Consider the following 18,567-nt stretch of genomic DNA (forward strand, 5'->3'; position numbering starts at 1 on the left):
ATACTCACTCGCAGCGCGTCCGCGAGAGGCGCGCCACATTCGGGAGACATCACGCCATGACCGGGGCCTCCAACCTTTATCCGACCCGCGAGCTGCAGGCGCGCGATGCCGCGCATCACATCCACCCCTTCAGCGACACCAAGTCGCTGAATGCGGAAGGGGTGCGCATCGTCACCGGGGCCAAGGGGGTCTGGCTGACGGACAGCGACGGCAACCGTTATCTCGACGGCATGGCGGGCCTTTGGTGCTGCCAGGTGGGCCACGGGCGCGACGAGATCGCCGATGCGGTCAGCCAGCAGATGCGCGAGCTCGATTATTACAACACCTTCTTCAAGACCAGCCATCCGCCCGTGATTGCGTTGTCGGAAAAGCTCGCAGAGCTGTCGCCGCCGCAGTTCAACCGTGTGTTCTTCACCTCTTCGGGATCGGAGGCGAACGACACGGTGTTTCGCATGGTGCGCACCTATTGGGACCGGATGGGCAAGCCGGAGAAGAAGATCATCATCGGGCGCTGGAACGGCTACCACGGCTCGACGCTCGCGGGCACCAGCCTCGGCGGCATGAAGGGCATGCACGAGCAGGGCGACCTGCCCGTGCCCGGCGTGCGCCACATCGCGCAGCCCTACTGGTTCGGCGAAGGCGGCGACATGTCGGCGGACGAATTCGGCCTGTGGGCCGCGCGCGAGCTGGAGCGCGAGATCGATGCCGCCGGCGCCGACAAGATTGCCGCCTTCATCGCGGAGCCGATCCAGGGCGCGGGCGGTGTCATCATCCCGCCGGACACCTATTGGCCGGAAGTGGCGCGCATCTGCAAGGAACGCGACATCCTGCTGGTCGCCGACGAGGTGATCTGCGGCTTCGGGCGTCTCGGCACCTGGTTCGGCTCGCAGTATTACGGCTTCGAGCCGGATCTCATGTCGATCGCCAAGGGCCTGTCGTCCGGTTATCTTCCGATCGGCGGTGTGATGGTCTCCGACCGTGTCGGCGATGCCTTCGTCAACACCGCCGGCGATTTCAACCACGGCTACACCTACTCCGGCCATCCCGCCTGCTGCGCGGCAGCGCTTGCGAATCTCGAGATCATGCAGCGCGAAAAGCTGGTGGAGCGGGTCGCCGACGACATCGGCCCCTATCTGCAGGCGCGCTGGAAGACGCTCGGAGACCATCCGCTGGTCGGCGATGCGCGCATGGTCGGTCTGATCGGCGCCCTGGAACTGGTGCCGGCGAAGGGCGACCGCAGCCGCGCGTTCCCGGATGTCGGTGCCGTCGGCAACCTGTGCCGCGACCTGTCGTTCGACAACGGCCTCGTCATGCGCGCGACCCGCGACAGCATGATCATCTCGCCGCCGCTGGTGCTCACCCATGAAGAGGCCGACGATCTGGTCGCCCGCGCGCACAAGACGCTGGACGAGACCTATGCCGCGCTGAAGCGCGACGGCCGCATCGCCGCCTGAAAGACCCGCGCACCATGACCGACATCACCGAGGCTCATGCGCCGTCCTACTATGCCGCGACCGCGCCGGAACGTTCGGCTCGTCCGGCATTGGCGGACCCCGTTCAGGCCGATGTCGCCGTCATCGGGGCCGGCTTCACCGGCCTCAATGCGGCGCTGACGCTGGCGGAGGCCGGGCGTTCGGTCGTCCTCCTGGAGCAGAACCGGGTCGGCTGGGGGGCGAGCGGGCGCAACGGCGGCCAGCTTCACAGCGGCCAGCGGCAAGATCAGGACCATCTGGAAAGCGCCTACGGCCTGTCGACCGCGCGGCGTCTCTGGGAGATGGCGGAAGAGGCCAAGGCGCTGCTGCACGCGCGTGCCGGACGGTACTCAATCGACTGCGAATGGATGCCCGGGCTGATCGAGGCGGCCCACAAGAAGGGGTTTGTCGACGACGAGCGCGCCTATGCCGAGAAGCTTGCAAGAGACTATGGCTACGACAAGCTCTCGGTGCTGTCGCGCGACGAGCTTGCCGCCGCCATCGGCACGTCGTCCTATTTCGGCGGCGTGCGCGACGCGGGCGCTGGACACCTGCACACACTGAAGCTGGCGCAGGGGCTGGCCGATGCGGTGGAAACCGCAGGCGGCGTTGTCCACGAGGCGACGAAGGTCACGCGCGTCACACCGCGCGGCGGCCGGGTTCTGGTGGAAACCACCCACGGATCGGTCGATGCCGGCTCGGTGCTCCTCGCCGGCAACGGTTATGTGTCGGGGCTCGACCGCGACAGCGACGCCCGCATCATGCCGATCAACAATTACATTCTCACCACCGAGCCCCTGTCGCAGGCCGCGGCCGATGCCCTGATCCCCGGACGCGAGGCCGTTTCCGACAGCCGCTTCGTCGTCTACTACTGGCGGCTGACCCAGGACCGGCGCCTGCTCTTCGGCGGCGGCGAGACCTACCGGCGCGGCTTTCCGCCGGATGTCCGCGCCTTCGTGCGCAATCACCTGAAGAACGTCTATCCGCAGCTTGCCGATGCGCCGGTGTCGCACGCCTGGGGCGGGACGCTCGGCGTCACCCAGACGCGCATGCCCTGCCTGCAACGCACACAGCCCGGGGTCTATGTCGCGGCCGGCTTTTCCGGCCACGGCGTCGCCATGGCGGGGTTCTGCGGCCATGTCACGGCGCAGGCGATCCTCGGCGATACCGGGCGCTTCGACGTGTTTTCAGGCCTTCCAACGCCCCGGTTTCCGGGTGGGCGGGCCTTCCGCTGGCCGATCCTGGTGCTGGCGATGAGCTGGTTCGCGCTGCGCGACCGGCTCTAGGACGCGGGTGCGTTGCACGGTCGCGCGCCGACGTCTTGTCATGTGCGCGCGGTGCTGTGGTCGCGGAAGCTCCTCGCGGAGGTGCGCGCCAGCAGGATCGACGGGAGCAGGCCGACCAGCACGATGGCGAGCGCGGCCAATGCGCCTTCGCCCACCGCCTCGCGCGAGGCGGCGTTGTAGACCGTGGTCGCCAGCGTCTCGAAATTGAACGGCCTGAGCAGGATCGTTGCCGGCAGCTCCTTCATGCAGTCGACAAAGGCGAGCAGCAGCGCGGTCAGCAGCACCGGGCGGATCATCGGCAGATGCACTTCGAACAGGATGCGCCCCGAGCTGCGTCCGAGCGTGCGAGCCGCCATGTCGAGATGCGGCGTGACCTTGCCGAACCCGCCTTCCACCTGCCCGTAGGCCACTGCGAGGAAGCGGACCATATAGGCGTAGACCAGCGCTGCGCCCGATCCGACAAGCAGCAATCCGGTCGAAAAGCCGAAGGTGGAGCGGGCGATGCCGTCGAGGAAATTGTCGAAACTGGCGAGCGGGATCAGGATGCCGACGGCGAGCACCGTGCCGGGAATGGCATAGCCGATCGAGGCAATGCGCCCGAACAGTTGCGTGGCCGCGTTTGGCCGCACGCGCTGCGAATAGGTCAGTACCACGCCGATGACGACCGTGAGCAGGGCGGCTGCGACGGAGAGCGTCAGACTGTTGCCGACGGCGGAAAGCAGACGCGGGTCGGAAAGCTCGTCCAGTCGGCGGCTGGCGTAATCGACGAGCAGGCTTGCGGGAAAGAGGAAGCCGAGCGCAATCGGGGTGGCGCAGGCCGCGATTGCAAGCCCGGCGCGCCACCCGGTCAGCCGGTAACTCGGCAGGGCGAGATAGCGCGATGTGGTGATATGGAAGCGCTGCTTGCGCCGGGCGTGGCGTTCCACCCACAGCAGCGCGAAGACGAGCGCCAGCATGGCCACCGCAAGCTGGGCCGCGCCGCCCAGGCTCGAGCGGTTGATCCAGGTGTCATAGATCGAGAATGTCATCGTCTGCACGCCGAAGAAGGTCACCGCGCCGATGTCGTTGAGGCATTCCATCAGCGCGAGCGACAGGCCGACGACGATGGCGGGACGCGCCAGCGGCAGGGCGACGCGGAAGAACAGCCGCAGCGGGCCGGCACCCAGCGTGCGCGACACGTCGAGCGCGCAGGCCGATTGCAGCAGGAAAGACGCGCGCGTCGTCAGATAGACGTAAGGGTAGAGCACGAAGCTCATCACGAAGATCGCTCCGCCGAGCGAGCGGATTTCGGGAAACCAGTAATCGCGCGAGGTCTGGAAACCGAAGACCGCTCTCAGGGCCGACTGCACGGGGCCGGTGTAGTCCAGGATCTCCACATAGGTGTAGGCGATGATGTAGGTCGGCACGGCGAGCGGCACGAGGAGCGCCCAGTCGAAGAGGGCGCGGCCGGGAAAACGGCACATGGTGACAAGCCAGGCCGTGCCGACGCCCAGAACCAGCGTGATCGACCCGACTCCGGCCATGAGAAGGACCGTCGTCCACAAGGAGCGGGGCAGGACCGTCGAGATCAGGTGGCCCCAGATATCGCCGGTGGACTGGAAGGCAAGAACCACCAGCGCGATCACAGGCATAAGCGTGAGCGCGGCCGCGACGAAGCCGATGCCGATCCAGATACGGTCCGGGACGGTCGCCGCCGATTTCGGCGGACGTGCCGCCGACAGCGCTTCGGAATGGGTTGCGTCGGTCATGCCGGAGGCCCCTGACGGCTCGGCGCGGTGCGCGGCAAGCGGAAATGGGAAACGGCGCCCGGGTGAACGTGCCGGGCGCCGCGTGTCTTGAACGGAGCGGTCTCGATCAGCTTGACGGTCCGTCGTTGAAGCCGACCTTGTCGACCAGTTCGCTGGCGGTCTTGCGGTTCTTGGCGACTTCGGCGAGCGGCAGGCTGTCCGGCGTCAGCTCGCCCCAGGAGGCGACGAGGTCGGAAACGGGCACGCCCGGCTTGACGGGATATTCGTAATTGGAGTCCGCATAGATGCGCTGGGCTTCCTCGGAGGTGAGGAACTCGATCAGCTTCTTCGCGGCATCGGGGTGCGGCGCATGCCTGGCCATCATCACGCCGGCGATGTTGACATGGGTGCCGCGGCCTTCCGCGTTCGGGAACAGGATCTTGACCGAATTGGCCCAGTCCTTCTGCTCCGGCTCCTTCTCGTTGGTCAGCATCTTGCCCATGTAATAGGTGTTGCCCAGCGAGATGTCGCATTCCCCGGCGTAGATCGACTTGACCTGCGCCCGGTCGTTGCCCGACGGTTTGGACGCGAGATTGTCGCGCACGCCGGCAAGCCATTCCTCTGTCGCCTCAGCGCCCTCATGCGCCACGACGGAGGCGAACAGGCCGATGGAATAGACATGCTGTCCGGAGCGGGTGCAGATACGGCCGCGCCACTTTTCGTCGGCCAGTTCCTCGTAGGTGATCGTGTCCTGTTCGACCCGGTCCTTCGACGCGTAAATGACGCGCGCGCGGGTCGTGAGGCCGATCCAGTGGCCGTCCGGATCGCGGTATTCCGCGGGAATGTTGGCCTCGATCACGTCCGAGGTCACCGGCTGGGTGATGCCCATTTCCTTGGCGCCGTCCAGACGGCCGATGTCGACGGTCAGCAGCACGTCGGCGGGTGAATTCGCGCCTTCCGCCTTGATGCGTTCGCCAAGCCCCTTGTCGGCGAAAATCACATTGGTCTCGATGCCGGTTTCCTTGGTGAACGCGTTGAGAAGCGGCTCGATCAGAAACGGCTGACGGTAGGAATAGATGTTCACTTCCCCCTCGGCGGCCGCCGGAGCGGCAAAGCTGGCGGAGGTCAGGAAGAGTGCGGCAAGCGTGCAGGCGCGCACGCCCTTGGTCTTGTTGATCATGTAAAACTCCAGACGATCAGGGGGCAAGGCCCTGCCGAAGAGGCGGATGTCACTGCCGTGCCATGACCCGACGGGCCGGCACGACTGGAGGCATCATAAAAACAGGAGTTTCTGTGTCAACAATAAAAGCGTGCAAAATCAATACCTTGGAATTATTCCAAAGTAACATGAGTGGGCGCGTCCGGTTTCGCGGATGCGGGACCCATGCGCGTCTTGCAAGGCGTTTGCAAAAGCGAAGCCGGGTCAGGGAGTTGGCGTTCCGCCGCCGAGCACCTCGGCCATCCAGCGCGTGTCGATGTTCTGTCCGCAGAGGATAACGCCGGGCGTTTTGCCGCGCTCGGTGTCGGCCATCAGCGCGGCGAGCGGTGCCGCACCGGCGCCTTCCGCCACATTGTGGGTGGCACGGTAATAGAGGCGGATGGCATCGGCGACCTGGTCGTCGCTGACGCGCACGATGTCTTCCGCGCCGGCGCGGATCATCGCGAGCGCCTGTTCGTCGGGGCAGCGCACGGCCATGCCGTCCGCGAAAGTTGCGGCGCTCGCGGTTTCCGTCAGCTTGCCGCTTTCCAGCGAGCGGGCATAGGCATCCGCCTTGTCGGAGACGACGCCGACGATCTTCGTCTTGAGGCCGAGCGCGTCGCGTGCCGAGATCAGTCCGCAAATGCCGGATCCAAGCCCGATCGGCACATAGACCACGTCGAGCTCCGGCACCGCGCGGAAGAACTCCAGCCCGTAGGTGGCGACGCCGCGCACGAGATCGGCGTGAAAGCTCGGGATCATCGTAAGGCCCTGTTCCTCCGCAAGGCGCGCCGCCTCCGCCTTGGCGGCGTCGAAGTCGGGTCCGTGTTCGATCAGGTTCGCGCCGAACGCGCGCATTGCGGCGTTCTTTTCCGTGGCGTTTCCCTCCGGAACGACGATATGGCAGGCAAGTCCCAGCCGGCTGGCGGCAAAGGCAAGGCTCTGGCCGTGATTGCCGCGGGTGGCGGAGATGATGCCGGTGCCGCTCGGTGCCTTCTCTGCCAATCCTTGCAGCAGAACCAGCCCGCCGCGCACCTTGAAGGCGCCGGTCGGCGTGTGGTTCTCGTGCTTGACCCAGACCGTGCGGCCGAGCGCCTCGCTGAGCACGGGCCAGGCATATTGCGGCGTGGGACGCATCGCGCGATAGACGATCTCGGCAGCGTCCTCGATGGCGGCGAGGGTCAGCATGGCAAACTCCGGAAGTGGCGCGGGCTGCGCGGACGGGCGGGGTGCCGGGCCGGCCGCGCGGCCGGTCCCGATCACAAAAGTGTCGCGCGTCGGCAAGGTCCCGGTCAATCCCGGACTGCGGCCGGCCGCTGTCCGGGCCCTATTCGGCGAGGACGCGCTGCGGCGGGAAGGTGATTTCGATCAAGGTGCCCTGATTGACCTCCGAATCGATGCGGAAACTTGCCCGGTTCGCCTCGACGAGCGCCTTGGTCAACGGCAGGCCGAGGCCGGTGCCGCCGCCGTGGCGGGCGGTGTGAAGCTGGCGGAACGGCTCCATCGCCGCCTCCAGGTCCTTGTGGCTCATGCCGGTTCCGGTGTCGCGCACCCTGAGGATCACCTCGCCGCTGTCCTCCAGCGCCGAAGAGACGATCACCTGGCCGCCCGGCTGGTTGAACTTGATGGCGTTCGACAGGAGGTTGAGGATCACCTGTCTGACAGAGCGCCCGTCGGCAACGATATTGGGGACGGATCCGGGCAGGCTGGCACGGATGATCACCCGTTCGCGGTTCGCCTGCGGCTGCATCAGCGCGACGCATTCGCGGATGATGTCATTGGCCGACACCGCCTCGAAGGTCAGCTCCAGCTTGCCCGCCTCGATCTTCGACAGGTCGAGCAGGTCGTTGATCAGGCTCATGATATGCGAGCCGGAATTGTGGATGTCGCGCAGATAGCCCTTGTAGCGGTCGTTGCCGACGGGCCCGAAGCGCTCTTCCATCATCACTTCCGAAAAGCCGATGATCGCGTTCAGCGGCGTGCGGATCTCGTGGCTGATCTTGGCGAGGAAGTCGGACTTCTGCGACGAGGCGTTTTCCGCCTGGCGCTTGGCGTCGGTCAGTTCCTCTTCGGCCGTCTTCCACTGGGTGATGTCGCGCAGCACCGTGCAGAAATGCGGGCCGCTGTCGCCCTGGCCGACCCGGCCGATGGTCATGAACAGCGGGATGAGGCCGCCCGAGCTTATCTGGCCGATGACCTCACGCCCGTCGTTCAGCACGCTCGCGACGCCGTTGCGCGCCAGTCCGTCGAGATAATCCGTGGCATCGCGGCGGCTTTCCGGCGCCAGATAATCGATGAGCGCCACCCCCACCATTTCGTCGCGCGAGGCGTTGAACAGCGCTTCCGCCGAGCGGTTGACCTTCACGATCAGCCCGTCTTCGTCGAGGATCAGCACCCCGTCGGTCGCCGTTTCCAGAACCGCGTCCATTTCCGACACGCGCGCCTCGGAAAGCGCCAGCGCGCTTTGCACCTCGTGCAGCCGGTCGAGGGCCGCTTCCTGTCCGGGGTCGTGCCGGTCGAGCAGCGACATCATCAACGCGTTGCCGCCCTTCCAGGGAACCGTGTGCAGCCGCGCCTTGACCGGCCGAGCGCCGCCGTCTGCAAGCTGCAGGCGCATGGTGCGCTCCGACATCTTGCCCGGAACGGTGGCCGGCCAGTCTTCCGGTTCGGCGAAGAGCGCTTCCAGACCGCCGGCAGCGCTCAGCGTTTCGGTGTCGGGATAGCCGAGCAGGTTGAGAAGCGTCGCATTGGCATAGTCGACATCCGTGCCGTCGATGATCGCGACACCGACCGGCAGCCGGTCGAGCAGGCTGGTGCGCTGCGCGCGCGTCGGCGGTGCTGGAGCCGCATCCGCGGGGAGCGTGTCGTGGCTGCTGTCCGTGCCGTCGTCATCGCCGCCATCGGCGACCGGGTCATCGCGGCGCGTCGGATCGTCCTTGTTGCTGGCAAGCGTCAGGTAAGGCCGGGGCGAGACGGGGTGCGCCTGAACGGGCACGTCCGCGCCGTCCTCCGCTTCGGCCTCGCCATCCTCCGCTTCGGCGCCGTCGCTGTCCTGATCCGGCTCCCCGTCCGTGTGCGCGCCGTCGTCGTCTCGCGTGTCGTCCCCGGATCCGGTGGGGTCTCCGGCGAAATCGTCGTTTGCACCGACGTCGATGATGTCATCGATGTCGTCGTCGTCGTCGTCGTTGTGAAGGCTGGCGACTGCGTCCTCGGGCGTCGTCGCGGCATCTGTCGTGCTTTCGACATCCGTCGCGTCGTCGAGCGCGGCCAGCAGCTCGCTTGCCTCGTGTTCCTCGGTCGCGGCCGAGGGCGGCGCATCGGGCTCATTGCGTCCGCCCAGAGCCTCGGCGATCTTGCGGAACGCCTCGCGCTCGGGCTTTGACAGCCGCGAGGCGGCGAGTGCGGCGTCTTCCGCCGCAGCCCGTTCGCTGGACGCGCCGGCCGCCAGCGTGGCGGCAGCCGCGGCACTTGCCAGGCCTTCGACGCTCAGCGTGTCGTCTTCGTCCGCATCCGGTGTATCGCCGCCCTCGTCTTCGGGATCGTCGGTCTCCACCACGGTCCCGTCCTCGGGCCGGTCGCCGGTGTCCTCTGCAAGGGCGGGGTCTTCCGCAAGAGACGGGCCCTCGTCTTCTTCAAACATGTCGCCGGGCGGATCGACGGGAAAACTCGCTGCCTCAAGCGCGTCGTCAGACCCGAACACGGGATCCTCGGGGACCGCCTCTTCCGACAGGGGCGTTCCGGATGCCGGTTCTTCGAATGCGGCTTCCGCGCGCGCGCTTTCGACGCTGGCGGTGTCGCTCGTGACCGCATCGCTCTCAAGCGTCTCGGCCGGCGCCTCCGCGCCGTCGTCTTCGCCAAGGCTGTCGGTGAGCGCGTCAAGCGACGGGCGCATGCGCAAATGCGTTCCGGTGGCATCCGGGTCGTCCTTGGCGTCGCCCGTGCGGCACACGCCGAACCCCCGGAATCCCTCGAAGATGCGGTTGCGGTCGAAAGCGGGCAGGGCGGCCATGTCGACCGGAACGCGCAAGGCCGCGCCACTGACCGGCCAGTCGACCGAACGACCGCTCCAGGTGTCGCGGCGTTGCAGCGCGGCCGCAACCCGCCCGTCGCCGTCGATGCCGAAGCGTTCGCACACCTCGTCCCAGGTCAGGCCGACAACATCGGCCGCTTCCGGGCCGAGCGCCTCTTCGAATTCCGCCGACAGGAAGGTGAACCGGCGGTCGATGTCCATTTTCCAGGCAAAGCGCACCGGTCGCTCGCGTGCCTCGAAGACGAAGCCGGACGGAGCCGGACCATCCGCCTCGGCAGGCATATCGCCGTCCGCGCCCGTGTCGTCGTCAAGATGCAATTCCGCCGACGTCTCGCCGGTGGCGTCATGCAGATCCGCATCCGCCGCATCGGCGGACGCGTCGTCGGCCGCGTGCGGTTCGGTGGTTTCGTCGGACGCTTCGGTGGGGATCTCCCCAGCGGCTTCGTCCGGTGCAAAGCGGTCGAGCGACAGCCCTTCGTCGACTGCGCGCTCATCCACTGCGGACGCATCCGGCTGGTCCGCTTCGGTGGCCGGCGCGTCCATCGAGGTGTCGAGGGCTTCGTTCGGCATTGCGTCGGCGACGGCCTGCGCGCGCTCCGCGTCGATCCGGGCCTCGGCAGCCGCGCGGTCGGCGCGGGATGTGGACAGGAAGCGTGTCGCACTTGCAAAGCCGAAGAGGCCGCCGGTGGCCATGCCCCACTTTCGGTGCTGCGGCATTTCTTCGGTTTCGGCTGCCGTGCTGTCCCCGTCCGTGACCGCCCGCCCGTCAATGTCACCGGCCTGGATATCGGTGGCCTGCGGGTCGGACGGATCGCTCTCATCCGTGTCGACGGATGTCGCCGCGACCTCGGAGCGGTCGTCTGCGCGATGCGTGTCGTCGATCGCGGTCGGCGCAACGGCGGGAGCCACGGGATCGGAGGCGGGCTCGGCGGCAACAGGCGTGGCCGCGATCACGGCAAGCGTGTGCCCGGTGTCCAGCATCAGCAGCAGGGCGGCATGTTCGCCGTCGCCGAAGGGAAGATGGGTGCGCACCGGAGCATGCTTGGCACTGCGCAGTCGCGCGGAAACGGCGTCGAAGGCGGGCGCCTCGAGATCGCCGGCCGTGTCGACGAGCGCGCCGGTGCGGTCGTAGAGGACGGCCGTGCTGTCATCGGCATCCGCCACCAGGGGCAGGAGCGCGGCGGGGTCCACGTGAGGGGCGGGCGGGGCGTCGTTGGCAACGATCAGCGCCGCGTTGCTGCCGTCTGCAAGCGCCAGGCGGCGGCAGGTGCAGGTCAGCAGCATCACGCGCAGTCCGCGATAGAACCGCAGGCGATCGGTCGTGTCCCGGTCGTCGGGACCGGATGCGGCGATGCGGATGATGTGCGGTCGAGCAGGCGCGCGCGCCAGACCGCTCAGGTCGGCAAGCTCGCGCAGGGAGCGCACGCCGAAGAACGCCGCGCCGGCGGGGTTCGCCCACAGGATGGTCTTGCCGTCCTCCGCCCAGATCCAGGCCGGACGCGGGTCGGTCAGATGAGAGTTGGCGGTCGCAAGACCGCTCAACGCCATGAAGGTGCTCAAATGGCTGTTCATGGGCACGCTTTCTCCGCCGTTGCAGCCCGTCTCAAGCCTGTCCGCCAAGGCCTGGAGCCATGTTTGGTAGACGCGTTTGCGGTAAACAAAGTGTAAATATCGTCTTCCCGCCCTTTCGTCCACGTTGGCAAGCTGATTCTGGGCGATTGTCTCGCAGGCTGGTTAACAACCGGATGCTCGTCATCACGATTTCATCCGGAGGGGACCCGACAAGCGGGAGCGCCATGGCCCGGGGTGGACAGCGTCTCGTCAAGGAGCGGAAAGTCGGGAAACAAGGGTGTTTCCCGACTTTCGCAGCGACAAGGCCCTGCAACCGGTGTCAAATCCGAAAGCCATGGAAATCCTGTCGTGTCGCGGGGCCCCGCCCTTGACCGGGCAACCGGCCCGTGCGCCGCGCTCGTTCTTGCGACGCATCGCCCCTTCAAGGAGATGTCGGCCGTGTTTGCAAGGCGCGCGCCCCGGGATTGCCAAGCGGTTCTTGCGATGTGGGGCAGGTATGCCATCCTGCGGGCGCGGCCGCGCCAGACGTTGCGGCAGCGCCAGCCAACTCAGGCAAGGCGGAAACGCCAGGCAAAGGAGAACGACGTGACGAAGAGCGACAAGACCGGTTTCGAGATCCCCGATCACATGCGCGATATGGCGGATCAGAGCGTCGATCAGGCACGCAAGGCGTTCGACGACTACATGAGCGCCACCCGCAAGGCGGTCGGCAATGTCGAGACGACGGCCAGCACCGTCAAGGCGGGCGCCGATGACCTCGGGCGCACCGCTCTGGAATACACCGAGGAACACATCTCCGCAGCCTTCGACCTGGCGCAGAAGATGGTGCGGGCCTCCACGCCGCAGGAGATGATCCAGCTGCAGAGCGACTACCTGCGCAAGCAGATGGAATCGCTTGGCGAACAGGTCCGCGATCTGGGCGACAAGGCGTCCAGGACCGCCAAGGACGTGTCCTCGCGCAAGTAGGGCCGACATGGCCGCGTCGCCGGGGCGTGGCCGGTTTTCGGAGGGCGCGGGCGGCCGGTCCGCCTGCGCCGCCGGTCGTACGAAGTGAGCGGAACGGCGGAAATTCGTGCGTGGAACGCGACGGCATTTGTGCGTCGCAATATTTATGTTGCATCGCACAATAACCCTCCCTATATTCCTGTTTGTAATCGGCGAGCACTGGCCCCGTTGGTCTGGTGGTCGCAAGGATCGCTATCGGGCGTCAGCGGAAGGTTCCGCAAGCGCTGCCCGTCCAAAGGAGCATAACCATGACCGAGACCAAGTCCGCAGCCGCGGCCCCCAAGGCCGCCCGCGCGAAAACCGCCAAGTCCACCGATTCCACGGTGACCCCGTTCCCGAACTTCGAGGCTTTCTCCATGCCCAATATGGAAATTCCGACCGCGACCCGCGAAATGGCCGAGAAGGGCATCGAGCAGGTGCGTGAATCCTACGCCAAGATCAAGACCGCCGCCGAAGACGCGACGGATCTGATGGAAGACGGCTTCGAGACGACCCGTCGCGGCGTTCTCGACTTCAACCACAAGGCCGTCGATGCGGCCAAGGCGAACACCGACGCGACCTTCAAGTTCGTGAAGGACATGTTCGAGGTGAAGACGCTGGCCGAGATGATCGAGCTGCAGAGCTCTTTCGCCCGCACCCAGTTCGAAGCCTTCACCGGCCAGGCCAAGGACATGCAGGAACTCTCGACCAAGCTCTCCGGCGAGATGACCGAGACGGTCAAGGGCGCCTACGAGAAGGCCAGCAAGGACTTCAAGGCAGCCTGATTGCCTGGATGTCCGGCTGTTCTCAGCCAGAGTTGACGTCCCGTCGAGCGGGGCGAAAAGGCCCGGCGTCCATGGCGCCGGGCCTTTTGCATTTGCCGCGGGCGGCGGTGCGGGGCAGGGCCGTGTTCCGGGTCGCGCGCACGCCTTGCGGCGAACCTGTGGAAGAGGGCGGGCGAAGCATCATTCGCCCTCTTGCATTCGCGGCAGTTTCAAACTAGCTTCCGCCTCCGAATTGACGTGCAGACGTAGCTCAGTTGGTTAGAGCGTCGGATTGTGGCTCCGAAGGTCGTTGGTTCAACTCCAACCGTCTGTACCATTCGCCTTTTTCTCCCTTATCCATCAGTAACTTATTGAAATGCAAGACACACTTGCGGCCGCTGCTACAGGGAACTGCTACAGTGGGGGCCTCAGGAAGGTGTCCGGACATACGCGTCTTTATCGCCGTGGAGCGGTCTATTATCACCGCGCCGTGGTTCCTGCCGACATCGTTGAATCGTATGGCAAGCGCGAAGAGCTGATCTCGTTGCGCACAAAGGATCGTGCCGAGGCGCTGCGCCGTGTGCGCATCAAGGCCGTGGAAGTCGACAACCGCTTCGAACTGCATCGACGGCAGCTTAGCGACCGGGCCTCGGCTCCGGTGCTTGACGATCTCACGCCGGAGCAGATGCGAGCGATCCAGGCCGTCTATCATGCGCATCTTCTCGAGGAGGACGAGCAGGTCCGGATCGAGGGCCTTTTTGAGGAAGGCGATCCGCTGCCAGAGATGCCGGTGCCGAGCTTCGACGAGTGGGGCGAGCTTGCGACTGAATTCTCCGAGGACGCCAAGCGGCTGAGAGCGAGGTTCAAGAGCGACGTCTTCTTCGATGACGAAGCCGAAGAGGTCCTCTCGTGGTCGGACGTGAATCTCAAGGTGCGACCCGGCAGCACGGGCTTCAAGAAGGTGGTCGCCGCTATCCAGGCCGCGATCATCCAGGCTGCCAACGATGTCCTGCGGCGCCATGATGGCGACTATGTCCCGACGCCCGAGCCTGATCCGACCAAAAAGATGCTTGCGACGCCGCTCATGTCGGTGGCGGTCGAGGCATGGGTTCGCGAGAAGACGCGCGAGAGCTGGTCGCCGACCACGGAGCAAGAGCACCGCACATGGACTTCTGCCTTCATGGAAACCTGTGGCGACCGTCAGATCCATGAGTACACAAAGGAAGATGCCCGGCGCTTCAAAGCGGTGATGCTACAGCTCCCTGCGAACTGGAAAAAGAAGGCAGCCATCAGGGGACTGAAGATCACTGATGCGGCGGCCAAGGCCACGGAACTGGGATTGCCACCCATGTCCGCGACCAACATCAACAAGGTCTTGCGGTTCGTTGGATCGTTCTGGCGCTGGGCCGAAGGCAACTATGACGATGCGCCAAAAGGCCTCTTCGCCGGACTGTCGCTCTCAATGCGGCGTCACCGGGCGCGTGACGAGCGCAATCCCTTCACCCTTGACGACCTGCAGCGCATTTTTCGTGCGCCGCTTTTCACCGGGTGCCAGTCGCTCCGGTTCAGGTCGACACCCGGCAGCCTCATTCCCCGCGACAGCGGGTTGTTCTGGACCCCTCTGATAGGTCTCTACACGGGCGCCCGGTCGAACGAGATCCTGCAGCTCCATGTGGACGATGTTCGCAAGGTGCACGGGGTTCTATGTCTCTCGATCAACGACGAGGGTGAGGACAAGTCGCTCAAGACCAAGAATGCCTATCGCGACATCCCGATTCATCAGGATCTCATCCGGCTGGGTTTCCTCGATCACGTGGAGATGCGGCGCAGGGCAGGGAGCCTGCGGTTGTTTTCTGATATGAAGAAGGGTTCGAAGGGGAATTATTCGAACCCTTTCTCAAAGCAGTTCTCGCGTGTTCTCGACGAAGTCGGGATCACCACGCCCAAGACGGCCTTCCACAGCCTCCGCCACAACTTCGAGGACTTCTGTCGGGCGAGCCGCATCTCATCGGATGTCATCCAGATCCTTCAGGGTCGCGCCCAAGCGGGTGAGCGGGACCGATACGGCTATGGCGAGGCCTTCATGAAGGCGATGAACGAGGCCGTGCAGTCCATCGAGTTCGCAGGGATCGATCTGACGCATCTGCATGTGACGTCCGAGGCGACAAAAAACGTGCTATGACACAGAAACAAGCAACTATTCCCAAGCCTGCAGGATCGCTTCGGCTGCTGCCGGGTCGTCTTTGATCCGGTAAACCGTCTGGCGTGACAGGCCCGTGGTCTTCGCGATCTCGCTGATGCCCTTGCCGAGGCCGAGAAGATCGCGCACGCGGTCGAACTGGTCGCGGGTGTAGGAGGGCTTGCGCCCCAGATAGCGCCCCGGCCTCGCCTTGGCTGCTTCGATCCCGGCACGCTGGGCCTGCTTGCGCACCTCCGCTTCCGCCTGTGCCATAGCCGCCATGAAGGCGATCAGGGAGTCGCGCACGGCTGCTTGCATTGGATCTCTGGTCGACCCGTCGAAGGTCATGCCGTTGATCACCGTGCGGATCACCACGCCCCGGCGCATAAACTCCCGGATGGTGTCGGTCACGTCCTGATAGTTCCGCCCGAGCCGGTCGACCCAGCGCACCACCAGCGTGTCGCCGCTGCGGAGCATGTCGAACAGCCGCCTGCCCTCCGGTCGTTCGGCAAGACGCGTCGAGACACCGGAGACGCCATGATCCGCCACCACCTCGTCGATGGTAAAGCCTGCAGCCTCCGCCTGGGTCTTCTGGTGGTCAAGCGTCTGGTCTGCGGTCGACACCCGCGCATAAAGGACGGTCTTCATGGGATCTCCGATATGTCCGTATGGCTCATGTCCGCATGAGTACATGTCCGTAGACTGATTGCAAGCCTTACGGACACGCTTGGGCGAAGCAACGGACATGACCGCTAAGCCATACCCTTGCGGACAAAAGACCCCTCCCCGTTACGGAGCTAACGGCGGGACTATCGCGCGGGATTACCTGATCGGCATGACCGGGGCATGCGGCACCCGGCACCGGGTTGCCTTCGCATCGCTTGCCCTGCCGGTCTGTTGCGGGGTGGGTATGGGGAGACGGGGGGATGCTGACAAAGGTATATACATGAACCCCGTCAGAGATTTTTTGCGAAATCATCCGGGGTCAGAGGTTGCCAACTGCCCAATATGGGCATCTTAGGCATTGGGCACTTGGGGATCCCGATGGCATCGCAGGCCGCCCCCGAGAATCCCATCGGGGCACCTCAAGAGCGGCATGCGCGCCATCAAGATCAGTAGTCGTCGTTCTCGTCGTCCGGCACATCCCAGCCTTCTGGCATCACACTTGGATCCTGCATGCACAGATGCGCCAGTTCCTGACTGGTTTCATAGGCGTGGCGACCAAGGAGTTCCTTGAGAGCGAAGGCCAGGATCTCTGGGTTCTGCCGGATATGGCTGGGCGTGATCTTGCACCAGCGGTCGGCGATTTCCTTTCCGCGTTCCTCGATGATTGTCATGCGGTCTTGTATTTCCTTTTCCTCCAGTTCCTTGCCATCGCGCTTCGCTTGCCATGCTTCGCGTGCTCGCCACCACTCGGCGTAGCACTCGGCCTCCTCGCCAAGCAGCCGCAGCGCCGAGCGCATGTTGTCGACCTGGCCCTTGCTTATCCCGGCTGCCTGCTGGACCTCACTCTTGGTGAAGGCCGCCGACAACACCAGCCGCCACCCGTGGTTCTGCCGGTCCCTGTTGTTCATGGCGAGCTTCGGGCGGCTGTTCCGCTTTCCCGCTTCCAGAACCGCCTCTCTGGCGGTCCCCTCGAAGAACACCACCGGGATCACGCATCGCTCTTCGAGGCGATAGGTATCGAGCCTGTGGTGCCCGTCGATCAGCATCACGCGATTGCCGCATGGCATGACCAGAATGGGCTCCAGGTCACCGGAAACCTTCAGGGCACTCCGCAAATCCGAGATGTGCCGTTCGTCAAGCTCGCCGGTTCGGGGTTGGAAAGCCTCCGGGTCCCGGTCGACAAGCTCAAGCGGCATCTCCTGCGACGACCGATCTACAAGAGTGGACCGGGTTCGCAGGCGCTCCAGCATATCGATACGAGCGGCGAGACGGCTCCTGGCTCTGTCGGTTGCCGCCACAGGAGGTGTTTCGGATAACGTCGGAACGGGTTCAAGTCCTTCGGTCTGCAGCGTCATGCCGACACCCCTTGTCTTGCGATTGTCTGCAAAAGGCGGGTCTGACGTCGCAACGCCTCCCGTGCCAGTCTGTCGGCGCGTTCGTTCAAAGGATCGCCAGAGTGACGGCTCACCCACTCCCAGCGGACAACATGACGGGGGCATACATCCAGGAGTTCTTCCCAGAGATCACGGTTCTTGATGCCCTTCCAACCCCGATCCCGCCATTCAGGCCACCAGATCGATGCGCCTTTGACGACATACTGGCTGTCCGAAATCATGGTCACCTGGGATGGTCTTGAGAGCGCTTTGAGCCCTTCAAGGGCACCGGCGAGCTCCATACGGTTGTTTGTGGTGTGCGGTTCGCCGCCGGATAACAGTTTCGGTGTTCTGCGGCCTGTGAGAATGGCTGCCCAGCCGCCGGGGCCTGGGTTTCCCGAGCATGCGCCATCTGTGTAGATCGTGACGGGACGGGTATCTTCAACCATGAAGATCCTTTCGAGAGAGATGATTGGATGGAACCCCGCATACCACCATCGCCGACATACCCTTCCCTTTAAGGGCAAGGGCTTCAAAGCGATGGAAATGCTAGGCTTTTGGGGTGCCGCATGGAGGTTTTTCCGTGTGGAAACTCCATGGGCTTGAGATCCGGCACCGAAGACCGCGCCGGAGAGAGGCAGACACACGCGAGCGGTCGGTGTACGTATGTGTTCTAGCGGCCGTAAACTGCTGGATATCCGATATAATCTTTATAAATCAGATACTTGAGCGAAAATTTCAAGGATTTCTCGAAAAGAATATCGTGTGGAATTTATTTGAAGTTTCCAAATTTTTCTAGAAGTGGACAGAATAGGAAATGGCTCACACAAAAAAATTCAAGATCAGACGCATGTTTAAAGAACACGTGGGATTGGGTCGCACTGCAATCAATTACAAGTTCCGCAACGGGACAAATCGTTTTGAGATTGTCCGTATCTCGAAATGCGATGGATGCAAAATTCTAGCCTCGGTCATCGGGCACGACCTCGCTGAGAACGTGATCTGTCTTGATATCGACTTGCGTCGCGCTCTCAAGGTTGAACCAGGAGACGAGCTGGAACTCACCGTGAAAAAGGCGGACCTGTTCGATACGATCTGGTGGTATTTGACGGTCCGGGACCCTCGCGTCCGTATAAGTGCCGTATTGGCGCTCATATCAGTCGTTTTCGGGGGTCTCGGCCTGCTGCTCGGCCTGTGCAGTCTTCTCCGCTAGAGCGCTCTTCACCATCTCCGGCCTTGGCGCTATGGTCGTGCCAGCAAAACGTCCGTTACTCGGGAAATGAACGTCGAAAGAATGGTTTGGGCGGTTGCGCGCA

At 64.5% G+C, this 18,567-nt stretch carries 13 protein-coding genes and 1 tRNA gene; 7 read left to right on the forward strand and 7 right to left on the reverse strand.

Annotated elements, in window-relative coordinates; translation table 11 throughout:
• The first annotated feature begins 56 nt into the window (after positions 1 to 56).
• Both G572_RS0110680 and G572_RS0110685 read left to right on the forward strand, forming a co-directional pair.
• Positions 57 to 1,454, forward strand: coding sequence for an aspartate aminotransferase family protein (locus G572_RS0110680; protein WP_029058472.1), 1,398 nt, complete (start codon positions 57 to 59; stop codon positions 1,452 to 1,454).
• A 14-nt stretch (positions 1,455 to 1,468) separates the two neighbouring features.
• Entirely contained in the window at positions 1,469 to 2,758 is a 1,290-nt protein-coding gene (locus G572_RS0110685; RefSeq protein WP_029058473.1) for an NAD(P)/FAD-dependent oxidoreductase, read from the forward strand.
• Positions 2,759 to 2,796: 38 nt separating this feature from the next.
• On the opposite strand, the gene G572_RS0110690 is transcribed toward G572_RS0110685, so the two are convergent.
• The 4 genes from G572_RS0110690 to G572_RS0110705 form a co-directional block, all read right to left on the reverse strand.
• Positions 2,797 to 4,506 carry an ABC transporter permease gene (locus G572_RS0110690; protein ID WP_084650035.1) on the reverse strand — a complete coding sequence of 570 codons (1,710 nt, stop codon included), beginning with the start codon at positions 4,504 to 4,506 and terminating at the stop codon, positions 2,797 to 2,799.
• Between the two features lie 106 nt (positions 4,507 to 4,612).
• The gene (locus G572_RS0110695) at positions 4,613 to 5,665 is read right to left on the reverse strand and encodes a Fe(3+) ABC transporter substrate-binding protein (protein ID WP_029058475.1); all 1,053 of its coding nucleotides are present in this window, start codon (positions 5,663 to 5,665) and stop codon (positions 4,613 to 4,615) included.
• A gap of 243 nt (positions 5,666 to 5,908) precedes the next feature.
• Positions 5,909 to 6,871 carry a threonine dehydratase gene (locus G572_RS0110700; protein ID WP_029058476.1) on the reverse strand — a complete coding sequence of 321 codons (963 nt, stop codon included), beginning with the start codon at positions 6,869 to 6,871 and terminating at the stop codon, positions 5,909 to 5,911.
• A 139-nt stretch (positions 6,872 to 7,010) separates the two neighbouring features.
• Positions 7,011 to 11,285, reverse strand: coding sequence for an ATP-binding protein (locus G572_RS0110705; RefSeq protein ID WP_029058477.1), 4,275 nt, complete (start codon positions 11,283 to 11,285; stop codon positions 7,011 to 7,013).
• A gap of 585 nt (positions 11,286 to 11,870) precedes the next feature.
• On the opposite strand from G572_RS0110705, the gene G572_RS0110710 reads away from it, so the two are divergent.
• From G572_RS0110710 to G572_RS0110725, 4 genes are all read left to right on the forward strand, one after another.
• Entirely contained in the window at positions 11,871 to 12,251 is a 381-nt protein-coding gene (locus G572_RS0110710; protein ID WP_029058478.1) for a phasin, read from the forward strand.
• Positions 12,252 to 12,538: 287 nt separating this feature from the next.
• Positions 12,539 to 13,054 carry a phasin gene (locus G572_RS0110715; protein WP_029058479.1) on the forward strand — a complete coding sequence of 172 codons (516 nt, stop codon included), beginning with the start codon at positions 12,539 to 12,541 and terminating at the stop codon, positions 13,052 to 13,054.
• Positions 13,055 to 13,293: 239 nt separating this feature from the next.
• Positions 13,294 to 13,370, forward strand: a tRNA-His gene (locus G572_RS0110720).
• Between the two features lie 99 nt (positions 13,371 to 13,469).
• A complete protein-coding gene (locus tag G572_RS0110725; RefSeq protein ID WP_029058480.1) occupies positions 13,470 to 15,215 on the forward strand; it encodes a site-specific integrase in 1,746 nt (581 codons plus the stop codon).
• Positions 15,216 to 15,230: 15 nt separating this feature from the next.
• On the opposite strand, the gene G572_RS0110730 is transcribed toward G572_RS0110725, so the two are convergent.
• The 3 genes from G572_RS0110730 to rnhA all read right to left on the reverse strand — a co-directional run bounded on the left by G572_RS0110730 (position 15,231) and on the right by rnhA (position 17,700).
• Positions 15,231 to 15,860, reverse strand: a complete 630-nt coding sequence (locus tag G572_RS0110730; protein WP_029058481.1) for a recombinase family protein — start codon at positions 15,858 to 15,860, stop codon at positions 15,231 to 15,233.
• A gap of 464 nt (positions 15,861 to 16,324) precedes the next feature.
• The gene (locus G572_RS0110735; RefSeq protein WP_084650039.1) at positions 16,325 to 17,233 is read right to left on the reverse strand and encodes a ParB/RepB/Spo0J family partition protein; all 909 of its coding nucleotides are present in this window, start codon (positions 17,231 to 17,233) and stop codon (positions 16,325 to 16,327) included.
• On the reverse strand, positions 17,230 to 17,700 hold the full coding sequence (gene rnhA / locus G572_RS25920; protein WP_037546514.1) for a ribonuclease HI: 471 nt from the start codon (positions 17,698 to 17,700) through the stop codon (positions 17,230 to 17,232). Before rnhA ends, G572_RS0110735 begins: the two co-directional genes overlap by 4 nt.
• Positions 17,701 to 18,068: 368 nt before the next feature.
• On the opposite strand from rnhA, the gene G572_RS0110745 reads away from it, so the two are divergent.
• Entirely contained in the window at positions 18,069 to 18,464 is a 396-nt protein-coding gene (locus G572_RS0110745) for a hypothetical protein (RefSeq protein WP_037546516.1), read from the forward strand.
• Positions 18,465 to 18,567: the final 103 nt, after the last annotated feature.

Origin of the sequence: Stappia stellulata DSM 5886, from assembly GCF_000423705.1 — a bacterium.
Lineage (GTDB): Bacteria > Pseudomonadota > Alphaproteobacteria > Rhizobiales > Stappiaceae > Stappia > Stappia stellulata.